The sequence below is a fragment of the Streptomyces sp. DF42 genome, from assembly GCF_058267695.1.
In genome coordinates this window covers 7335810-7350739 of sequence record NZ_CM177859.1, presented here as the reverse complement: position 1 = coordinate 7350739, position 14930 = coordinate 7335810, and the positions used below count along the sequence as shown (strand labels likewise).

Sequence of the window (14930 nt, the reverse complement as noted above, 5' to 3'; positions counted from 1 at the left end):
CGCCGCTCCACCCTCCAGGGGTGTGCAGCCACGTTACCCGTAAGTAGCATGGGACCTGAGCGCGCGCTCAGCGCATGCGTGCCGCAGCAGTGCCATCCCGCATCTGGAGGAGAGCCATCGTGCCTCGTACCGTCAGGGACGTCGTCTTCGTCGACGGCGTCCGCACCCCGTTCGGCAAGGCGGGCCCGAAGGGCATCTACCACGAGACCCGTGCCGACGACCTCGTCGTGAAGGCGATCCGGGAGCTGCTGCGTCGCAACCCCGGTCTCGACCCGAAGAAGATCGACGAGGTCGCCATCGCCGCGACCACGCAGATCGGTGACCAGGGTCTGACGCTGGGCCGCACGGCCGGCATCCTGGCCGGGCTGCCGCAGTCCGTCCCGGGCTACTCCATCGACCGCATGTGCGCCGGCGCCCTGACGGCCGTGACGACCACCGCCGGTTCGATCGCCTTCGGCGCGTACGACGCCGTCATCGCCGGTGGTGTCGAGCACATGGGCCGCCACCCGATGGGCGAGGGCGTGGACCCGAACCCGCGGTTCGTGAGCGAGAAGCTGGTCGACGAGGCCGCCCTGTTCATGGGCATGACGGCCGAGAACCTGCACGACCGCTACCCCACGATCACCAAGCAGCGCGCCGACGAGTACGCCGTGCGCTCGCAGGAGAAGGCCGCGAAGGCGTACGCCAACGGCAAGATCCAGCAGGACCTGGTGCCGATCTCCGTGCGCCGGACCAACCCCGAGGCCGGCGAGACGGGCTGGGGCCTGGTGACCGCCGACGAGCCGATGCGCCCGGGCACGACCGTGGAGAACCTCTCCGGTCTCAAGACGCCGTTCCGCGTCCACGGCCGCGTCACGGCCGGTAACGCGGCCGGTCTGAACGACGGCGCCACCGCCTCGATCATCGCGAGCGAGGACTTCGCCCGCGAGAACAACCTGCCGGTCAGGATGCGCCTGGTCTCGTACGCCTTCGCGGGCGTCGAGCCCGAGGTGATGGGCTACGGCCCGATCCCGGCCACCGAGAAGGCCCTCGCGCAGGCCGGTCTGTCGATCGAGGACATCAACCTCTTCGAGATCAACGAGGCCTTCGCCGTCCAGGTGCTCGCCTTCCTGGAGCACTACGGCATCGCCGACGACGACGCGCGTGTGAACCAGTACGGCGGCGCCATCGCGTACGGCCACCCGCTCGCTTCCTCGGGCGTGCGCCTGATGACGCAGCTGGCCCGCCAGTTCGAGGAGCAGCCGAACGTCCGCTACGGCCTGACCACCATGTGCGTCGGCTTCGGCATGGGCGCGACGGTCATCTGGGAGAACCCGCACCACAAGGACGCCGGAGGCAACAAGTGAGCACCACCGAACTCCTGAAGGGCGCGGCCGAGCTGTTCCCCGACGAGGTCGTGACGTCCGCGCACGTACGCCACCTCGACCTGCCGTTCGGCGCCGGGCGCTTCGCGCTCATCACGCTGGACAACGGCTTCGACCACACCAAGCCGACCACCTTCGGCCCGGCCTCGCTCGCGAACCTCAACACCGCGATCGACCAGGTCGACAAGGAGGCCGCGGCCGGCGAGATCGTCGGTGTCGGCATCACCGGCAAGCCGTTCATCTTCGCGGTCGGCGCCGACCTCAAGGGCGTCGACCTCCTCAAGGAGCACAAGGACGCGCTCGCCATCGGCAAGGGCGGCCACGAGGTCTTCAAGCGCCTCGCGGGCATCGCGGTGCCGACCTTCGCGTACTACAACGGCGCGGCGATGGGCGGTGGCGTCGAGGTCGGTCTGCACTGCGAGTACCGGACCGTCTCCAAGGCCCTCCCGGCGTTCTCCCTGCCCGAGGTCTTCCTCGGTCTGGTCCCCGGCTGGGGCGGCTGCACGCTGCTGCCGAACCTGATCGGCGCCGACAAGGCCGTCTCGGTGATCATCGAGAACAGCCTCAACCAGAACAAGCAGCTCAAGGGCCAGCAGGTCTTCGACCTGGGGATCGCGGACGCGATCTTCGAGGGCGCGGACTTCCTGGAGCAGTCGCTGATCTGGACGGCCGATGTCCTCAAGGGTGACGTCGAGGTCGAGCGTCCCGTGATCGACCGCGGTGAGGCCTGGGACCAGGCTGTCGCCAAGGGCCGTTTCATCGCGGACAGCAAGGTGCACGGCGCCGCCCCGGCCGCCTACCGCGCACTGGACATCATCGCCGCCGCCAAGAACGGCGACCTCCAGCAGGGCTACGACGCCGAGGACCAGGCCCTCGCCGACCTGATCATGGGTGGCGAACTGCGCTCCGGCATCTACGCGTTCAACCTGGTGCAGAAGCGCGGCAAGCGTCCGGCCGGTGCGCCGGACAAGAACCTGGCGCGTCCGGTCTCCAAGGTCGGCGTCGTCGGCGCGGGCCTCATGGCCTCGCAGCTCGCCCTCCTCTTCCTGCGTCGCCTGGAGGTGCCGGTCGTCCTGACCGACATCGACCAGGAGCGCGTCGACAAGGGTGTGGGCTACGTCCACGCCGAGATCGAGAAGCTGCTCGGCAAGGGCCGTATCAACCAGGACAAGGCCAACCGCCTCAAGGCCCTGGTCACCGGCGTGCTGGACAAGGCCGAGGGATTCTCCGACGCCGACTTCATCATCGAGGCCGTCTTCGAGGAGATCGGCGTCAAGCAGCAGGTGTTCGCGGAGGTCGAGGCGGTCGCCCCGGCGCACGCGATCCTCGCCACCAACACCTCCTCGCTGTCGGTCTCCGAGATGGCGTCGAAGCTGAAGAACCCCGAGCGGGTCGTCGGCTTCCACTTCTTCAACCCGGTCGCGATCCTCCCGCTGCTGGAGATCGTGCGCGGCGAGCAGACGGACGACGCGTCGCTGGCCACGGCCTTCGCCGTCGCCAAGAAGCTGAAGAAGACCGCGGTGCTGGTCAAGGACGCCCCGGCGTTCGTCGTGAACCGCATCCTCACCCGCTTCATGGGCGAGATCCAGAACGTCATCGACGAGGGCACCCCGGTCGCGGTCGCCGAGAAGGCCGTCGAGCCGCTCGGTCTGCCGATGTCCCCGCTCGTGCTCCTGGAGCTGGTCGGTCCCGCGATCGGCCTGCACGTCTCGGAGACCCTCAACCGGGCCTTCCCGGACCGCTTCACGGTCTCTCCGAACCTCGCGGCCGTCGTCAAGGCGGGCAAGCGCGGCTTCTACGTGTACGACAGCGGGAAGCCGGAGCTGGACCCGGAGGTCGCCGCGCTGCTGAAGCAGGGCGACTCGGTGCTGGCCGAGGAGCAGGTCCGCGAGCGCGTGCTCGACGCGGTGGCGCAGGAGATCGGGCTCATGCTCGACGAGGGCGTCGTCGCCGAGGCCCAGGACATCGACCTCTGCCTGATCACGGGCGCCGGCTGGCCCTTCCACCTGGGCGGCATCACGCCGTACCTGGACCGCGAGGGTGTCTCCGAGCGCGTGAACGGCAAGAAGTTCCTGGCTCCGGGTGTGGCGTCGGTTCCGGCGTAACCGTCGTACACATGTGAAGAGGGCCTCCGCCGGTCGGCGGAGGCCCTCTGTCGTCTTGGGATCGGCGGTGCAAGCCACCCGGCCGACGTGTGTGTGATGTCAGGAGGCGAGCAGGTCGGCGAGTTCTGTTCGTGAGCTGATGCCGAGTTTGGGAAACGCGCGGTAGAGGTGGTGTCCGACGGTGCGTGGGCTCAGGAACAGCTGGGTGGCGATTTCGCGGTTGGTGGCCCCTGCGGCCGCGAGTCGGACGACTTCGCGTTCCTGCGAGCTCAGGCGGCCGATGGGTGAGTCGACGGCCTCGGTTGCGTCACAAGTCCCGCCGGCTGCCTGCAGTTCCGTGCATGCCCGGCGGGCCCACGGCTGTGCGTCCAGCTTGGTGAAGAGCTTCATTGCGGTGCGCAGGTGGTCGCGGGCGTCGAGCTTGCGGCGCGAGCGGCGCAGCCACTCGCCGTAGAGCAGTTCGGTGCGAGCCCGGTCGAAGTCGCCACCGCCGGCATGCAGGGTCAGGGCCCTGACGTAGTGCTTCTCGGCCCGCGCGTCCGGTCCGGCCAGGGCCGCACAGCGGTGGGCTTGTGCGGTGAAGTGGGACTGCCGGAGGTCGGCTGCCCATGTCGTGAGCTGTTGTGCGGGTTCCTTCGCCCGCTCCGGGTGGCCGGCGCGAACGGCGGCCTCGATCAAGTCGGGCAGCAGGTGTCGCGCCAGGAGAGGGTGGCCCGCTGCCTGCCGGGCGGCTTCCAGGTGTTCCAGCGCGGCCTGAGCGCGGCCGAGGCCGAGGTCGAGCAGTCCCAGCGCCCACAGCGCCTCCGCCGTGCCTCGTCCGACTTCACGGGGGCGCGTGTACTCCAGCGCCAAGTCTGCCAGTTCCCGGGCCGGTTCCTCCTCGCCCCGGACGGCGGCGAGCACCGCCGACAGGGCACGCAGGTGGGCAGCCCTGTGGTCCAGCTCGTAGAAGCCGGCCAGCCGGAGCGCTTCGGTGGCGTGTGCTTGTGCATCGTCATGTCGGCCGAGTGCCAGCTCGGCCTGGGCGCGCAAGTGCAGCGCGGTGGGCAGCCAGCCGCCGATGCCCTGCTCACGGCAGTGGGCGACCGCCGCGGCGGCCAGCTCGTGCGCGGCTTCGTGGTGGGCGATCAGCTGGCAGTAGATGCCCGTCAGCAGCTGGTCCATGAGCCCGCTGCCGGTGAGCCGGCCGGCCGGTACGAGATCGCCCAGCGTCCGGCGTGCGCCGGCGACGTCACCGGCGAACAGCCGGCCAGGCACGGACAGGATGGGCAGGTGGGGAGTGCGGGCGCCGATCTCGGTCATGAGGGCTGCGTCGCCCGCGGAGAAGGCCGCGTGGATCGCGTCGGTCAGCAGCGGGGCGAGCTTGTCGGGGCGATCGGCACAGACCTGGTCCGCGCATTCGGCCAGGATGCGGGCGGCCTGGCCGGGACTGCCGTAGCCAAGTTCGACCACGGAGCGCACGCGGGCGAAGTCCGCTGCCATGCCCGCGTCCCGCAACGGCAGCGGAACCTGATCGGTGAGCGCGCGGCATCGTTCGTCCTGACCGGCCTCGCTCGCCTTCTGCGCGGCGTTGATCAGACGGCGGGCACGTCCCTGTGTGTCGGCGGTGAGGTTGGCGGCTCGCTCGTACGCGGCGGACGCGGACGCCATCGCCTGCCTGCTGCCCGCCCATTCGGCGACTCGCTCCAACTCCGCGGCCACCTGCTCGTCCGGTCCGGTCGCCGCAGCGGCCAGGTGCCAGGCGCGTCGGTGCGCGTGCCGGGGACCGTCCAGCACCGCTGCCAGTGCTTGATGCAGTGCCAGCCGCCAGGCGAGCGGGGCCTGCTGGTAGGCAGCCAACCGGATGAGGGGGTGACGGAATCGCAGTCTCTGCGCGGAGACGACGATCAGCCCGGCGCGCTCGGCGGGCTCCAGGTCCCTGATGTCCCCACCGACGCGGGCTGCGGCCTCCAGCACCGTGGGGAGGACCCCGGTGTCGTCGGCGGCGGCTGCCGCGAGTATGCGCTGGGTGCCTTCGGGGAGGCGGCGGACCTGCTGCGCGAACGCGTCCTGCAGCCGGCTCGGTGACGTCGGCTGCGCCTCGGGCAGCGCCAGTGGTCCCAGCTGCCCGGCCCGCTGCACCGGGGTCAGCGCGGCGGCCAGTTCCCGCAGCGCCAGCGGGTTGCCCTGTGCCTGGTCGATGATCCGCTCAGCGACCGGGGGCGCAAGGCCGGGCAGCAGTGATGAGGCCGACTGCCGGTCGATACCGCTGACGTGTCGTCGCGGCAGCGTCCCTGCGCCGCTGTCCGGAGAGAGGTCACGGGTGGTGAAGAGCATGGCGATGCCCTCGGCCCGCAGGCGGCGGGCGGCGAAGGTCAGCGCGTCCGCGGACGGCTGGTCGATCCATTGCAGGTCGTCGATCAGGCACAACAAGGGCCTGTCCGCGGCCGCCTCGGAGAGCAGCGACAGCGTGGCAAGCCCGATGGTGAGACGGTCCCGCACGGTCTCGTCGCTCAAGCCGAAGACCGCCCGCAGGGCCCCGGCCTGCGGTGCGGGGAGCCGGTCGATGAGATCCGGCACCGGCAGGAAGAGCTGATGGAGCCCGCCGAAGGCGAGCTCCATCTCCGACTCGATGCCCTCAACCCTCAGCACCCGCATGCCTTCCGCGCGTGCGACCGCATGCTCGAGGAGGGTGGTTTTGCCGATGCCGGCCTCACCGTGCAGGAGTTGGGCACTGCTTTCACCGCGGTGGGCGTCGGCGAGCATCCGTTCAATGTGCTGCCGCTCTTCTGCACGTCCCTGCACCGCGTGCTCCCCCCGGTCCGCGTCCCGGCCGGCAACCGGGCGTCGTGATCACCACTGTATGTCTGGTGTATGCCTGGGGAGAGGTCTCCGAGGGTGGTGATCGTGGCGCGGAACGCGGCTCAGGCGGTTTCGAGCGGCGGCCGGATCTCGACGATTTCGGGGGTGCCGAGCCCCTTGGCCAGTAGTACGGCTTCCTCGCGGTCGGCCACGTCGACGACGAACCAGCCGCCGAGGGTCTCTTCACCGGCGTGCACGGGCCCCTCGGTCACCGTGGGCGCTCCACGGAAGGACTTGCGGACTGGGACTCGCTGTCCCGTCCTTCCCGGCCGGTGCGAGTGGTGGCGCGTGGCGTACAGCCCGGCCGGGCAGGCCCTGCTGCGATACCCACGGGCGCGGCGGACCTGGTCGGGAGGGCGTGGACAGTGACGGCTCCTTCCATGCCGATCCGCCCGATCGGGTCGGCTTGGTTCAGGGTGAACCACATACCGTCATCGGCCCCGGCGGTGGCGGAGTGCCGGCTGCCCGGGGCGCTGGGGCTGCTGTTGTTCGGGCCTTCATGCCACCGGAGCCGAACAGATCAGGCGGATCTCCGAAGTCCGGTAGCCGGCCCTGGCGAAAGCCGCGGCCATCGGAGCGTTGCCGGTGTCCGTGGTGGCGGTGATCAGCTCGGCACCCGAGCCCGCGTGGATGCGGGTGATCTCGCCCAGAAGGTCGTCCACGTACCCGCGGCCGCGGAACTCGGGTACGACGCCCAGGTAGCCGACATTGCGGGCGTACGGTGTCGCGGACGGGACAGTGAGTCCCACGGCCTGCCCGGCCGGGCCGTACGCCACGCGCCACCACTCGCGCCGGCCGGGACAGCCGAGGTAGAAGTCCATCTCGTCCCGGGCAGTGGCTTCGGCGCCTTTGGCCGCGATGTTTCTGCTGGTCTCGTCGTCCAGGCTCCCGACGGCTGTCTGCCGGAACAGCTGAAGGAACTCCTCGTCCGACGCCGGAGCGAAGGTCAGCCGGCCGCCGGCCGCGGGGAGTCCGGCCTCGGGTGTCCACTCCAGGCGCAGCCGTTCCACTTCGTGGGTGAGCCCGGCCGTCACCGCGGCCTGGCGCCGCCAGCCCACAGCTGCCGCTGCGGCCGGGTTGTCACGCCAGCCGACGGGGAGCGTCAGGTTGTACAGCGGAGGTCTGGGCGCGCCCTGAGAGGCGAACGCCCGCAGCCCGGCTGCGAGTAGCCCGGCCGCCACTTCCGCACGGTCGCCCAGTGCGGGGTCGACATGCAAACAGTCCAGGGCGACGGGGTGAGCGCTGTCCGTCCTTCCCCACCACAGGGCTCGGGCCCGTACCCGCCCGCCGTCCTCGGCGATCCAGGTCCACTCCGGCCGGTACATTCCCTGTTGCTTCTCGGCCAGGTAGCGGTCTGCACCTATCCAGCCGACGGGCTCATCCACCATCACGTCCATGACGCGCTCCAGATCGGCCTCGGTCGTGGGGCGAAACAACACGTGTTCTCCTACTGCTTGTTGTATGTGGCGACGGTCACGCGGCTGGTGAAGACCCGGGAACCGGTCAGCCTGAAGACGGCGGGGTCGAATGAGGCGTGGAACGGTGGAATGCCGTCCCCGAACACCACTGGACAACGGTTGACGATCAGCTCGTCGATTTCCCCCAGCAACTGCCCGGCCAGCACCGCGCCGCCGCACAACCGGATGCCCTTGCCCGGCTGCCGCTTCAGCCCGCGGACGAACTCCACGGGGTCGCCGGCAACGACATCGATCTCGGGGTGGGGCCGTTCCAGGACCGAGGAGAACACGTACTGCCGCAGACACGCATACGGGTCGGCGAAGCCGGGTGCCAGAGCGGACTCGTAGGCCCCGCGCCCCATGAGGACCGTGTCGAACTGCCGGTTCGCCGCGGAGACCAGGCCCAGAGACCTGCGGACGGGGCCCGGGACGGTCTCGGGGTACTCGGCGAGAATCGCGGCCTTGTGATCGCCGTCGAGGCCGGCGGAGTCGTATTGCCCGTCCGGTCCGGCGATGAAGCCGTCGATGCTGCAGCCGATGAAGTACGTGAGCCGACGCATGCGGGTCCGCTTTCGATCCGTCGCTGCCAGGGACGACACGACATTAGGCACCCTGTTTCAGGAGCGCATCGGTCATCGCGACGTAATGCGACCCGCCATGAGGACGACTCGTGCGGGGCGGCATCAGTAGCGACGTCAGCGGCCCGGCCCGCGGTGCATGACGGCGCACGCACGCTTGCCCGGAGCGGACCGTCGCCGGTACCCACGGGCAACACCCGCCCGGTCAGGCCCGGTTCGGCGCCCCGGGCGCGCAGCCTGTAGGTCTCGCCGCCGTCGCCGTGGATGCGCGGCTACCAGTCGGGGCTCCTGGGCCGGCTCGGCGAAGGCGCGGATCAGGAGGTCGCAGCAGGCGGAGCACTTGGTGCGGTGCATGGGACCGACACTCACGACGGCAGCCGTGTGCACATCCGTCGCCCGCACTCACACCTCCCGCCACGCCTCCAGCGCCAGGCCCGGCTCGTCCTTGCGGCGGGTGAGCAGGAGCTGTCCGGTCGACGGGGACAACGTTGCCGCCACCACGCGGCCTTCCTCGTCCACCGCGAGGGACACCGCGGCGTCCGCGGGCAGTGCCGGGCCCGACTCGGTCCACCAGGCGCCGGCCGACTCCTGCTCGGTCGGGTACGCGGCGAAGGCGACCCGGCCGCTCGCCGAGCGCTGGGCGAGCAACGTGCAGTCGTGGCCGTCGAGTTCGCAGCGCACGGCGCAGACGGGTCCCGGTCCGGCGGACGGCAGGAGCGCGACCGGCTTGCCGCCGGGGCGCCAGGCGCACAGATCGCCCGAGTCGTCGGTGTAGAAGAGGGTGGTGGCGTCGGCGGAGGTGGCGAGGGCGCGCAGCGTGCCCGCGCGGACCGGCGCCTCCATCGCCTCCTCCAGGGCGGGCTGCGCTCCCGGCTCCTCCTGCCGCCAGTGCAGGATGCCGCCGGGGACGGCCGCGTACAGCTCGACGCGTCCCGACTCGCCCGTCACGGCCGCCAACTCGTCCTGTACGTCACGCCCCTTGAGGTCGCGCCAGGGGTCCCAGCCGCCCTTCTCCTTCTGCGCGAGCATGCTCACCCCGCCGCCCTTGTTGCGGACGAAGACATGGGCGCGGCCCTCGGCGTCGACGGCGACGGCGGGAGTGCCGGTGCCGGGGCCCTTCCTGTCGGGGTGTCCGACGGGACTCCAGTCGAGGGCGGCGAGCCGGGGGCGGTAGTGCGTGGAGTGGACGAGGCCGGACTCGCCGGGGACGGTGGGCCGCCAGCAGACCAGATGGGCGTAGGAGTCGCTGCCCCGGCCGACGGCGGGTGAGGAGTGCAGCTTCTGGTCGCCGCCGATCCTGCGCGGGGGCGTCCAGGGGCCGCCGGGTCCGCGTTCCGCGCGGCACAGGACGGCGTCGTCCGTCGGCAGGTAGACACTGAGCCGGCCGTCGCGGCCGCGTATGAGCCAGTCGCCGTTCACCGGTTCACTCTAAGCGGGGCCTTGCGCGGACCGTGTCCCGGCCCCTGGGTGACACGCATCTCCACGTGGGTCACGTGCGCGCGGCGGGTACTCCAGCGGGCAGGCTGTTCCCAGCAACCGCAGCACGAGTGCCTCCACCGCACAAGTAAGGAAGCCGACCTCATGACCGATCAGCTCACCGTGAGTGTCCTCGGAACGGGCATCATGGGCGCCGCGATGGCCCGTAACCTCGCCCGCGCCGGACACTCCGTCCGCGCCTGGAACCGCACCCGGGCCAAGGCCGAGCCGCTCGCGGCCGACGGCGCCCATGTCGCCGACTCCCCCGCCGAGGCGGTCGAGGGCACCGACGTCGTCCTGACCATCCTGTACGACGGTCCGGCCGCCCTGGACGTCATGCGCGAGGCGGCGCCCGCCCTGCGGCCCGGCGCCGCCTGGGTGCAGTCGACCACCGCCGGCATCGAGGCGGTCGGCGAGCTGGCCGCCTTCGCCCGCGAGCACGGGCTGGTCTTCTACGACGCCCCCGTGCTCGGTACGCGCCAGCCCGCGGAGGCCGGCCTGCTGACCGTGCTGGCCGCCGGGCCCGTCGAGGGCCGCGGGGCGGTGGAGCCGGTGTTCGACGCGGTCGGCGCCCGCACGCTGTGGACCGGCGAGGACGGGGCGCAGGGCAGCGCGACCCGGCTGAAGCTGGTGGCCAACAGCTGGGTGATCGCCGCGACCGCGGCCACCGGCGAGGTCCTCGCCCTGGCGCAGGCGCTCGGCGTCGACCCGCACGACTTCTTCGACCTCATCGCCGACGGCCCGCTCGACATGGGCTATCTCAGGGCCAAGGCGGAACTGGTCCTGGGCGACCGGCTCACGCCTGCCCAGTTCGCAGTGGCCACGGCGGCGAAGGACGCCCGGCTCATCGTCGAGGCGGGCCAAAGCAACGGGGTCCGCCTGGACGTCGCCGCGGCGAGCGCGGAGCGCATGGAGCGGGCCGCCGCACAGGGCCATGCCGACGAGGACATGGTCGCGGCGTACTTCGCGAGCTTCGACGAGAAGCGGGCCGTCTGACCGGCGCCCTCCCCCGGCCGTGCGAACCTTGCCGCATGGACGACGGCTCCCCCCTGCTCGTGATCGTCGACGCCGCGAACGTCGTCGGGTCGGTCCCCGACGGCTGGTGGCGCGACCGACGGGGCGCCGCGGAACGCCTCCGCGACCGGCTGGCCGCCGACGGCCTCCCGGGTCACTCGGGCCCCGTGGAGATCGTGCTGGTGGTGGAGGGGGCGGCGCGCGTGGTGGAGACGGTCCCCGGTGTGCAGGTCGAGTCGGCACCGGGCAGTGGGGACGACCACATGGTCGGCCTGGTGGCGGACGCGGGCGAGCGCCCCGTCCTGGTGGTGACTGCGGACCGGGAACTGCGACGGCGCGTGCGGGAACTGGGCGCGGACGTGACGGGCCCACGGACCGTCAGGCCGGCCTAGGGCGCTCGCACACCGGGGGAAGACGCCGTACGGCCCCGCAGCCTCCGCCGAAGCGGGGCGGGCGGGGCCGTGGCCGTTACCGTCGGCGCTATCGCTCCTGCGGTCGGGGCGCTTCCTCGGACCGTGCGAGGCGGCTGTGGGTGCGGCCGTAGAAGAAGTACACGACGAAGCCGACGACCATCCAGATGCCGAACCGCAGCCAGGTCTCGGCGGGCAGGTTCAGGATCAGCCACAGTGAGGCCAGCACCGACACGATCGGCAGGGCGGGGACCAGCGGCGTGCGGAAGGCACGGGGCAGGTCCGGTCGGGTTTTGCGGAGGATGATCACGCCGATCGCGACGACGATGAACGCGAAGAGCGTGCCGATGTTCACCAGTTCCGCGAGTTCGCTCAGGCTGGTGAAGCCGGCGAGGATCGCGATGGTCACGCCGAGCAGGATGGTCGGCCGGTACGGGGTCTTGAACCGCGGGTGGACGTGGGAGAAGAAGCGCGGCAGCAGTCCGTCGCGGCTCATCGCGAAGAAGACCCGGGTCTGGCCGAGGAGCAGGATCATGCAGACCGTGGTCAGGCCGACGGCGGCGCCGAAGCTGATGAAGCCCGCGAACCAGGGGTGCCCGGTGGACTTGAAGGCGTCGGCGAGCGGGGCGTCCACGGACAGCTTGGTGTAGTGCTGCATGCCGGTGACGACGATCGAGACGGCGACGTAGAGCGTGGTGCAGATGACGAGCGAGCCGATGATGCCGCGCGGCATGTCCCGCTGCGGGTTCCTCGTCTCCTCGGCTGCGGTGGCCACGACGTCGAAGCCGATGAAGGCGAAGAAGACGACGGAGGCGGCGGTGAAGATGCCCATCACGCCGAAGTTGGACGGCGCCCAGCCGAACATCAGCTGGATGAGGGGGGCTTGCAGGCTCCCGCCCGCCTCGACCGTCTGCGCCTTCGGGACGAACGGGTCGTAGTTGTCGCCCTTGATCAGGAAGGCGCCCGCGATGATCACGGTCAGGACGACGGTCACCTTGATGGCAACCACGACGGCGGTGACCCGCGCCGAGAGCTTCGTGCCGAGAACGAGGATGGCGGTCAGCACCAGGACGAGGCCGGCGGCAAGGATGTCGAAGCCGAATCCGTGCGCCCCCTCTCTGCCGCTCAGCGCGTCCGGCAGGTGCCAGCCCGCGTTGTCCAGCAGGGAGGCGATGTACCCGGACCAGCCGACGGCGACCACCGCCGTGCCGAGCGCGAACTCCAGCACCAGGTCCCAGCCGATGATCCAGGCGGGCAGTTCGCCCAGGGAGGCGTACGAGAAGGTGTATGCGGAGCCGGCCACCGGGACCGTGGAGGCGAACTCGGCGTAGCAGATGGCGGCCAGCGCGCAGACGACGCCGGCCACGACGAAGGCCAGGGCCACGGCGGGACCGGCGTTGTTCTTGGCCACCGTGCCGGTGAGGACGAAGATGCCGGTGCCGATGATGACGCCGACGCCGAAGACGGTCAGATCCAGGGCGGAGAGGGATTTCTTCAGCGCATGCTCTGGCTCCTCGGTATCGAGGATGGACTGCTCGACCTTCTTCGTCCGGAAGAGGGTGCTGCTCATGGGGCATACCTCCCACGCTGTCTCGTCCTCGACATGATCGAGAAGGGGCATACTGCGTATGCCCCGGCGCGGGCGGATTCACGCAGATGGGCCGCTTCCACCAATCTTGTCGGTGGTGGAAGCGGCCCATCCGGCGATATCAGTCGCGCGCGGGCTCCACCGAATCGACGCCGGTCGCCGTACGGTCGAACCTGCCGTCCAGCTTGGAGACGAGGCCGGTGACCTGGCGGGCGATGTCCGGGGCCGTGAGGCCGATCTCCGCCATGACCTCGGCGCGGGCGGCGTGGTCGAGGAAGCGCGGCGGGATGCCGAAGTCGCGCAGCGGTACGTCGACGCCCCCGTCGCGCAGGGCCTGCGCGATCGCCGAACCGACGCCGCCGACGCGGGAGTTGTCCTCGACGGTGACGACCACGCGGTGCCGCTCCGCGAGAGGGGCCATGGCCTCGTCGACGGGCTTGACCCAGCGCGGGTCGACGACGGTGGTGGAGATGCCCTGCTTGTCGAGCAGGGAGGCGATCTCCAGGCACATGGGAGCCAGAGCGCCCACGGAGACGAGGAGCACGTCGGGCGTGTCCGTCCCCGGCTCGCGCAGGACGTCCATGCCGCCCACGCGTCCCACGGCGGGTACGGCGGGGCCGACGGCGCCCTTGGAGAAGCGGACCACGGTCGGCGCGTCCTTGACCTCGACGGCCTCGCGCAGCTGGGCGCGGACCTGGTCGGCGTCGCGCGGGGCGGCGAGCCTGAGGCCGGGCACGACCTGCAGGATCGACATGTCCCACATGCCGTTGTGGGAGGCGCCGTCGGTGCCGGTGACGCCGGCCCGGTCCAGGACGAAGGTGACCCCGCACTTGTGCAGCGCAACGTCCATCAGGACCTGGTCGAAGGCACGGTTGAGGAAGGTGGCGTAGACGGCGAAGACCGGGTGCAGTCCGCCGGTGGCGAGGCCCGCCGCCGACACCGCGGCGTGCTGCTCCGCGATGCCGACGTCGTAGATCCGCTCCGGGAAGGAGTCGGCGAACTTCTTCAGTCCGACCGGCTGCAGCATCGCCGCCGTGATGGCCACGACATCCCCGCGCTCCTTGCCGAGCTTGACCATCTCGTCGCCGAAGACCGACGTCCAGTCGGCGCCCGAGGCCTTGATCGGCAGGCCCGTGTCGGGGTGGATGGGGCCGATGCCGTGGAAGCGGTCGGCCTCGTCCTGGAGGGCGGGCTGGTAGCCGCGGCCCTTCTCGGTGAGGCAGTGCACGATGACCGGGCCGCCGAACCGCTTGGCGCGCGCCAGCGCCGACTCCAGGGCCTCGATGTCGTGGCCGTCGATCGGGCCGACGTACTTCAGACCCAGGTCCTCGAACATGCCCTGCGGCGCGATGAAGTCCTTGAGACCCTTCTTCGCCCCGTGCAGGGTCTCGTAGAGGGGCCTGCCGACCACCGGAGTGCGCTCCAGGAGGTCCTTGCCGCGGGCCAGGAAGCGCTCGTAGCCGTCGGTCGTACGAAGCGTCGCGAGGTGGTTGGCGAGCCCGCCGATGGTCGGTGCGTACGACCGCTCGTTGTCGTTGACGACGATGACGAGGGGCCGGTCCTTGGCGGCGGCGATGTTGTTGAGGGCCTCCCAGGCCATGCCGCCGGTCAGCGCACCGTCACCGATCACGGCGACCACGTGGTCGTCGCGGTCGAGGATCTCGTTCGCCTTCGCCAGGCCGTCGGCCCAGCCGAGCACCGTGGAGGCGTGGCTGTTCTCGATGACGTCGTGCTCGGACTCGGCCTGCGAGGGGTAGCCGGACAGGCCGCCCTTCATCTTCAGCTTCGAGAAGTCCTGACGGCCGGTGAGCAGCTTGTGCACATAGGACTGGTGGCCGGTGTCCCACAGCACCCTGTCCTTCGGGGACTCGAAGACACGGTGCAGGGCGATGGTCAGCTCGACCACACCGAGATTGGGGCCGAGGTGGCCGCCGGTCTTGGAGACCGCGTCGACGAGGAAGGTCCGGATCTCCTCCGCCAGCTGGTCCAGCTGCTCCAGGCTGAGCCGGTCCAGATCGCGCGGTCCCCTGATGCGGGTCAGCAGCGGCACCCGTGCCTCCTTGCAGTAGAGCTGATCGAGCTGTTGCCGGGCTTGTC

11 protein-coding genes and 1 pseudogene are annotated in these 14930 nt (G+C 70.8%); 4 read left to right on the top strand and 8 right to left on the bottom strand.

Annotated elements, in window-relative coordinates; all coding sequences use genetic code 11:
• Nucleotides 1-119 precede the first annotated feature (119 nt).
• Both ACYUED_RS33735 and ACYUED_RS33730 read left to right on the top strand, forming a co-directional pair.
• Nucleotides 120-1346 (top strand): thiolase family protein, encoded by a 1227-nt coding sequence (locus ACYUED_RS33735; protein WP_491288359.1) that lies wholly within the window; start codon nt 120-122, stop codon nt 1344-1346.
• On the top strand, nt 1343-3469 hold the full coding sequence (locus ACYUED_RS33730; protein ID WP_491288357.1) for a 3-hydroxyacyl-CoA dehydrogenase NAD-binding domain-containing protein: 2127 nt from the start codon (nt 1343-1345) through the stop codon (nt 3467-3469). Before ACYUED_RS33735 ends, ACYUED_RS33730 begins: the two co-directional genes overlap by 4 nt.
• A 99-nt stretch (nt 3470-3568) precedes the next feature.
• Here the strand turns inward: ACYUED_RS33730 and ACYUED_RS33725 are convergent, their stop codons facing one another.
• From ACYUED_RS33725 to ACYUED_RS33700, 6 genes and pseudogenes are all read right to left on the bottom strand, one after another.
• Nucleotides 3569-6253, bottom strand: coding sequence for a helix-turn-helix transcriptional regulator (locus ACYUED_RS33725; protein ID WP_491288355.1), 2685 nt, complete (start codon nt 6251-6253; stop codon nt 3569-3571).
• A gap of 119 nt (nt 6254-6372) precedes the next feature.
• Entirely contained in the window at nt 6373-6522 is a 150-nt protein-coding gene (locus ACYUED_RS33720) for a YciI family protein (protein ID WP_491288353.1), read from the bottom strand.
• Nucleotides 6519-6755, bottom strand: a pseudogene (locus tag ACYUED_RS33715) (virginiamycin B lyase family protein); the annotation flags it as partial. The gene ACYUED_RS33720 and the pseudogene ACYUED_RS33715, both read right to left, overlap by 4 nt.
• A gap of 52 nt (nt 6756-6807) precedes the next feature.
• Nucleotides 6808-7749: a GNAT family N-acetyltransferase gene (locus tag ACYUED_RS33710; RefSeq protein WP_491288349.1), complete on the bottom strand. Its 942-nt coding sequence runs from the start codon at nt 7747-7749 to the stop codon at nt 6808-6810.
• A gap of 8 nt (nt 7750-7757) precedes the next feature.
• Nucleotides 7758-8327, bottom strand: a complete 570-nt coding sequence (locus ACYUED_RS33705) for a dihydrofolate reductase family protein (protein ID WP_491288347.1) — start codon at nt 8325-8327, stop codon at nt 7758-7760.
• Nucleotides 8328-8747: 420 nt separating this feature from the next.
• Complete coding sequence (locus ACYUED_RS33700; protein WP_491288345.1) at nt 8748-9764, bottom strand: PLL family lectin; 1017 nt, start codon at nt 9762-9764, stop codon at nt 8748-8750.
• A gap of 48 nt (nt 9765-9812) precedes the next feature.
• On the opposite strand from ACYUED_RS33700, the gene ACYUED_RS33695 reads away from it, so the two are divergent.
• Together ACYUED_RS33695 and ACYUED_RS33690 are read left to right on the top strand one after the other, a co-directional pair.
• Nucleotides 9813-10817, top strand: a complete 1005-nt coding sequence (locus tag ACYUED_RS33695) for an NAD(P)-dependent oxidoreductase (RefSeq protein WP_491288343.1) — start codon at nt 9813-9815, stop codon at nt 10815-10817.
• A 35-nt stretch (nt 10818-10852) separates the two neighbouring features.
• Nucleotides 10853-11227, top strand: a complete 375-nt coding sequence (locus tag ACYUED_RS33690) for a PIN domain-containing protein (RefSeq protein WP_491288341.1) — start codon at nt 10853-10855, stop codon at nt 11225-11227.
• A gap of 88 nt (nt 11228-11315) precedes the next feature.
• Here the strand turns inward: ACYUED_RS33690 and ACYUED_RS33685 are convergent, their stop codons facing one another.
• Nucleotides 11316-12815, bottom strand: coding sequence for an amino acid permease (locus ACYUED_RS33685; protein ID WP_491288338.1), 1500 nt, complete (start codon nt 12813-12815; stop codon nt 11316-11318).
• 139 nt (nt 12816-12954) lie between these two features.
• Nucleotides 12955-14883 carry a 1-deoxy-D-xylulose-5-phosphate synthase gene (dxs, locus tag ACYUED_RS33680; RefSeq protein ID WP_491288336.1) on the bottom strand — a complete coding sequence of 643 codons (1929 nt, stop codon included), beginning with the start codon at nt 14881-14883 and terminating at the stop codon, nt 12955-12957.
• Nucleotides 14884-14930 lie beyond the last annotated feature (47 nt).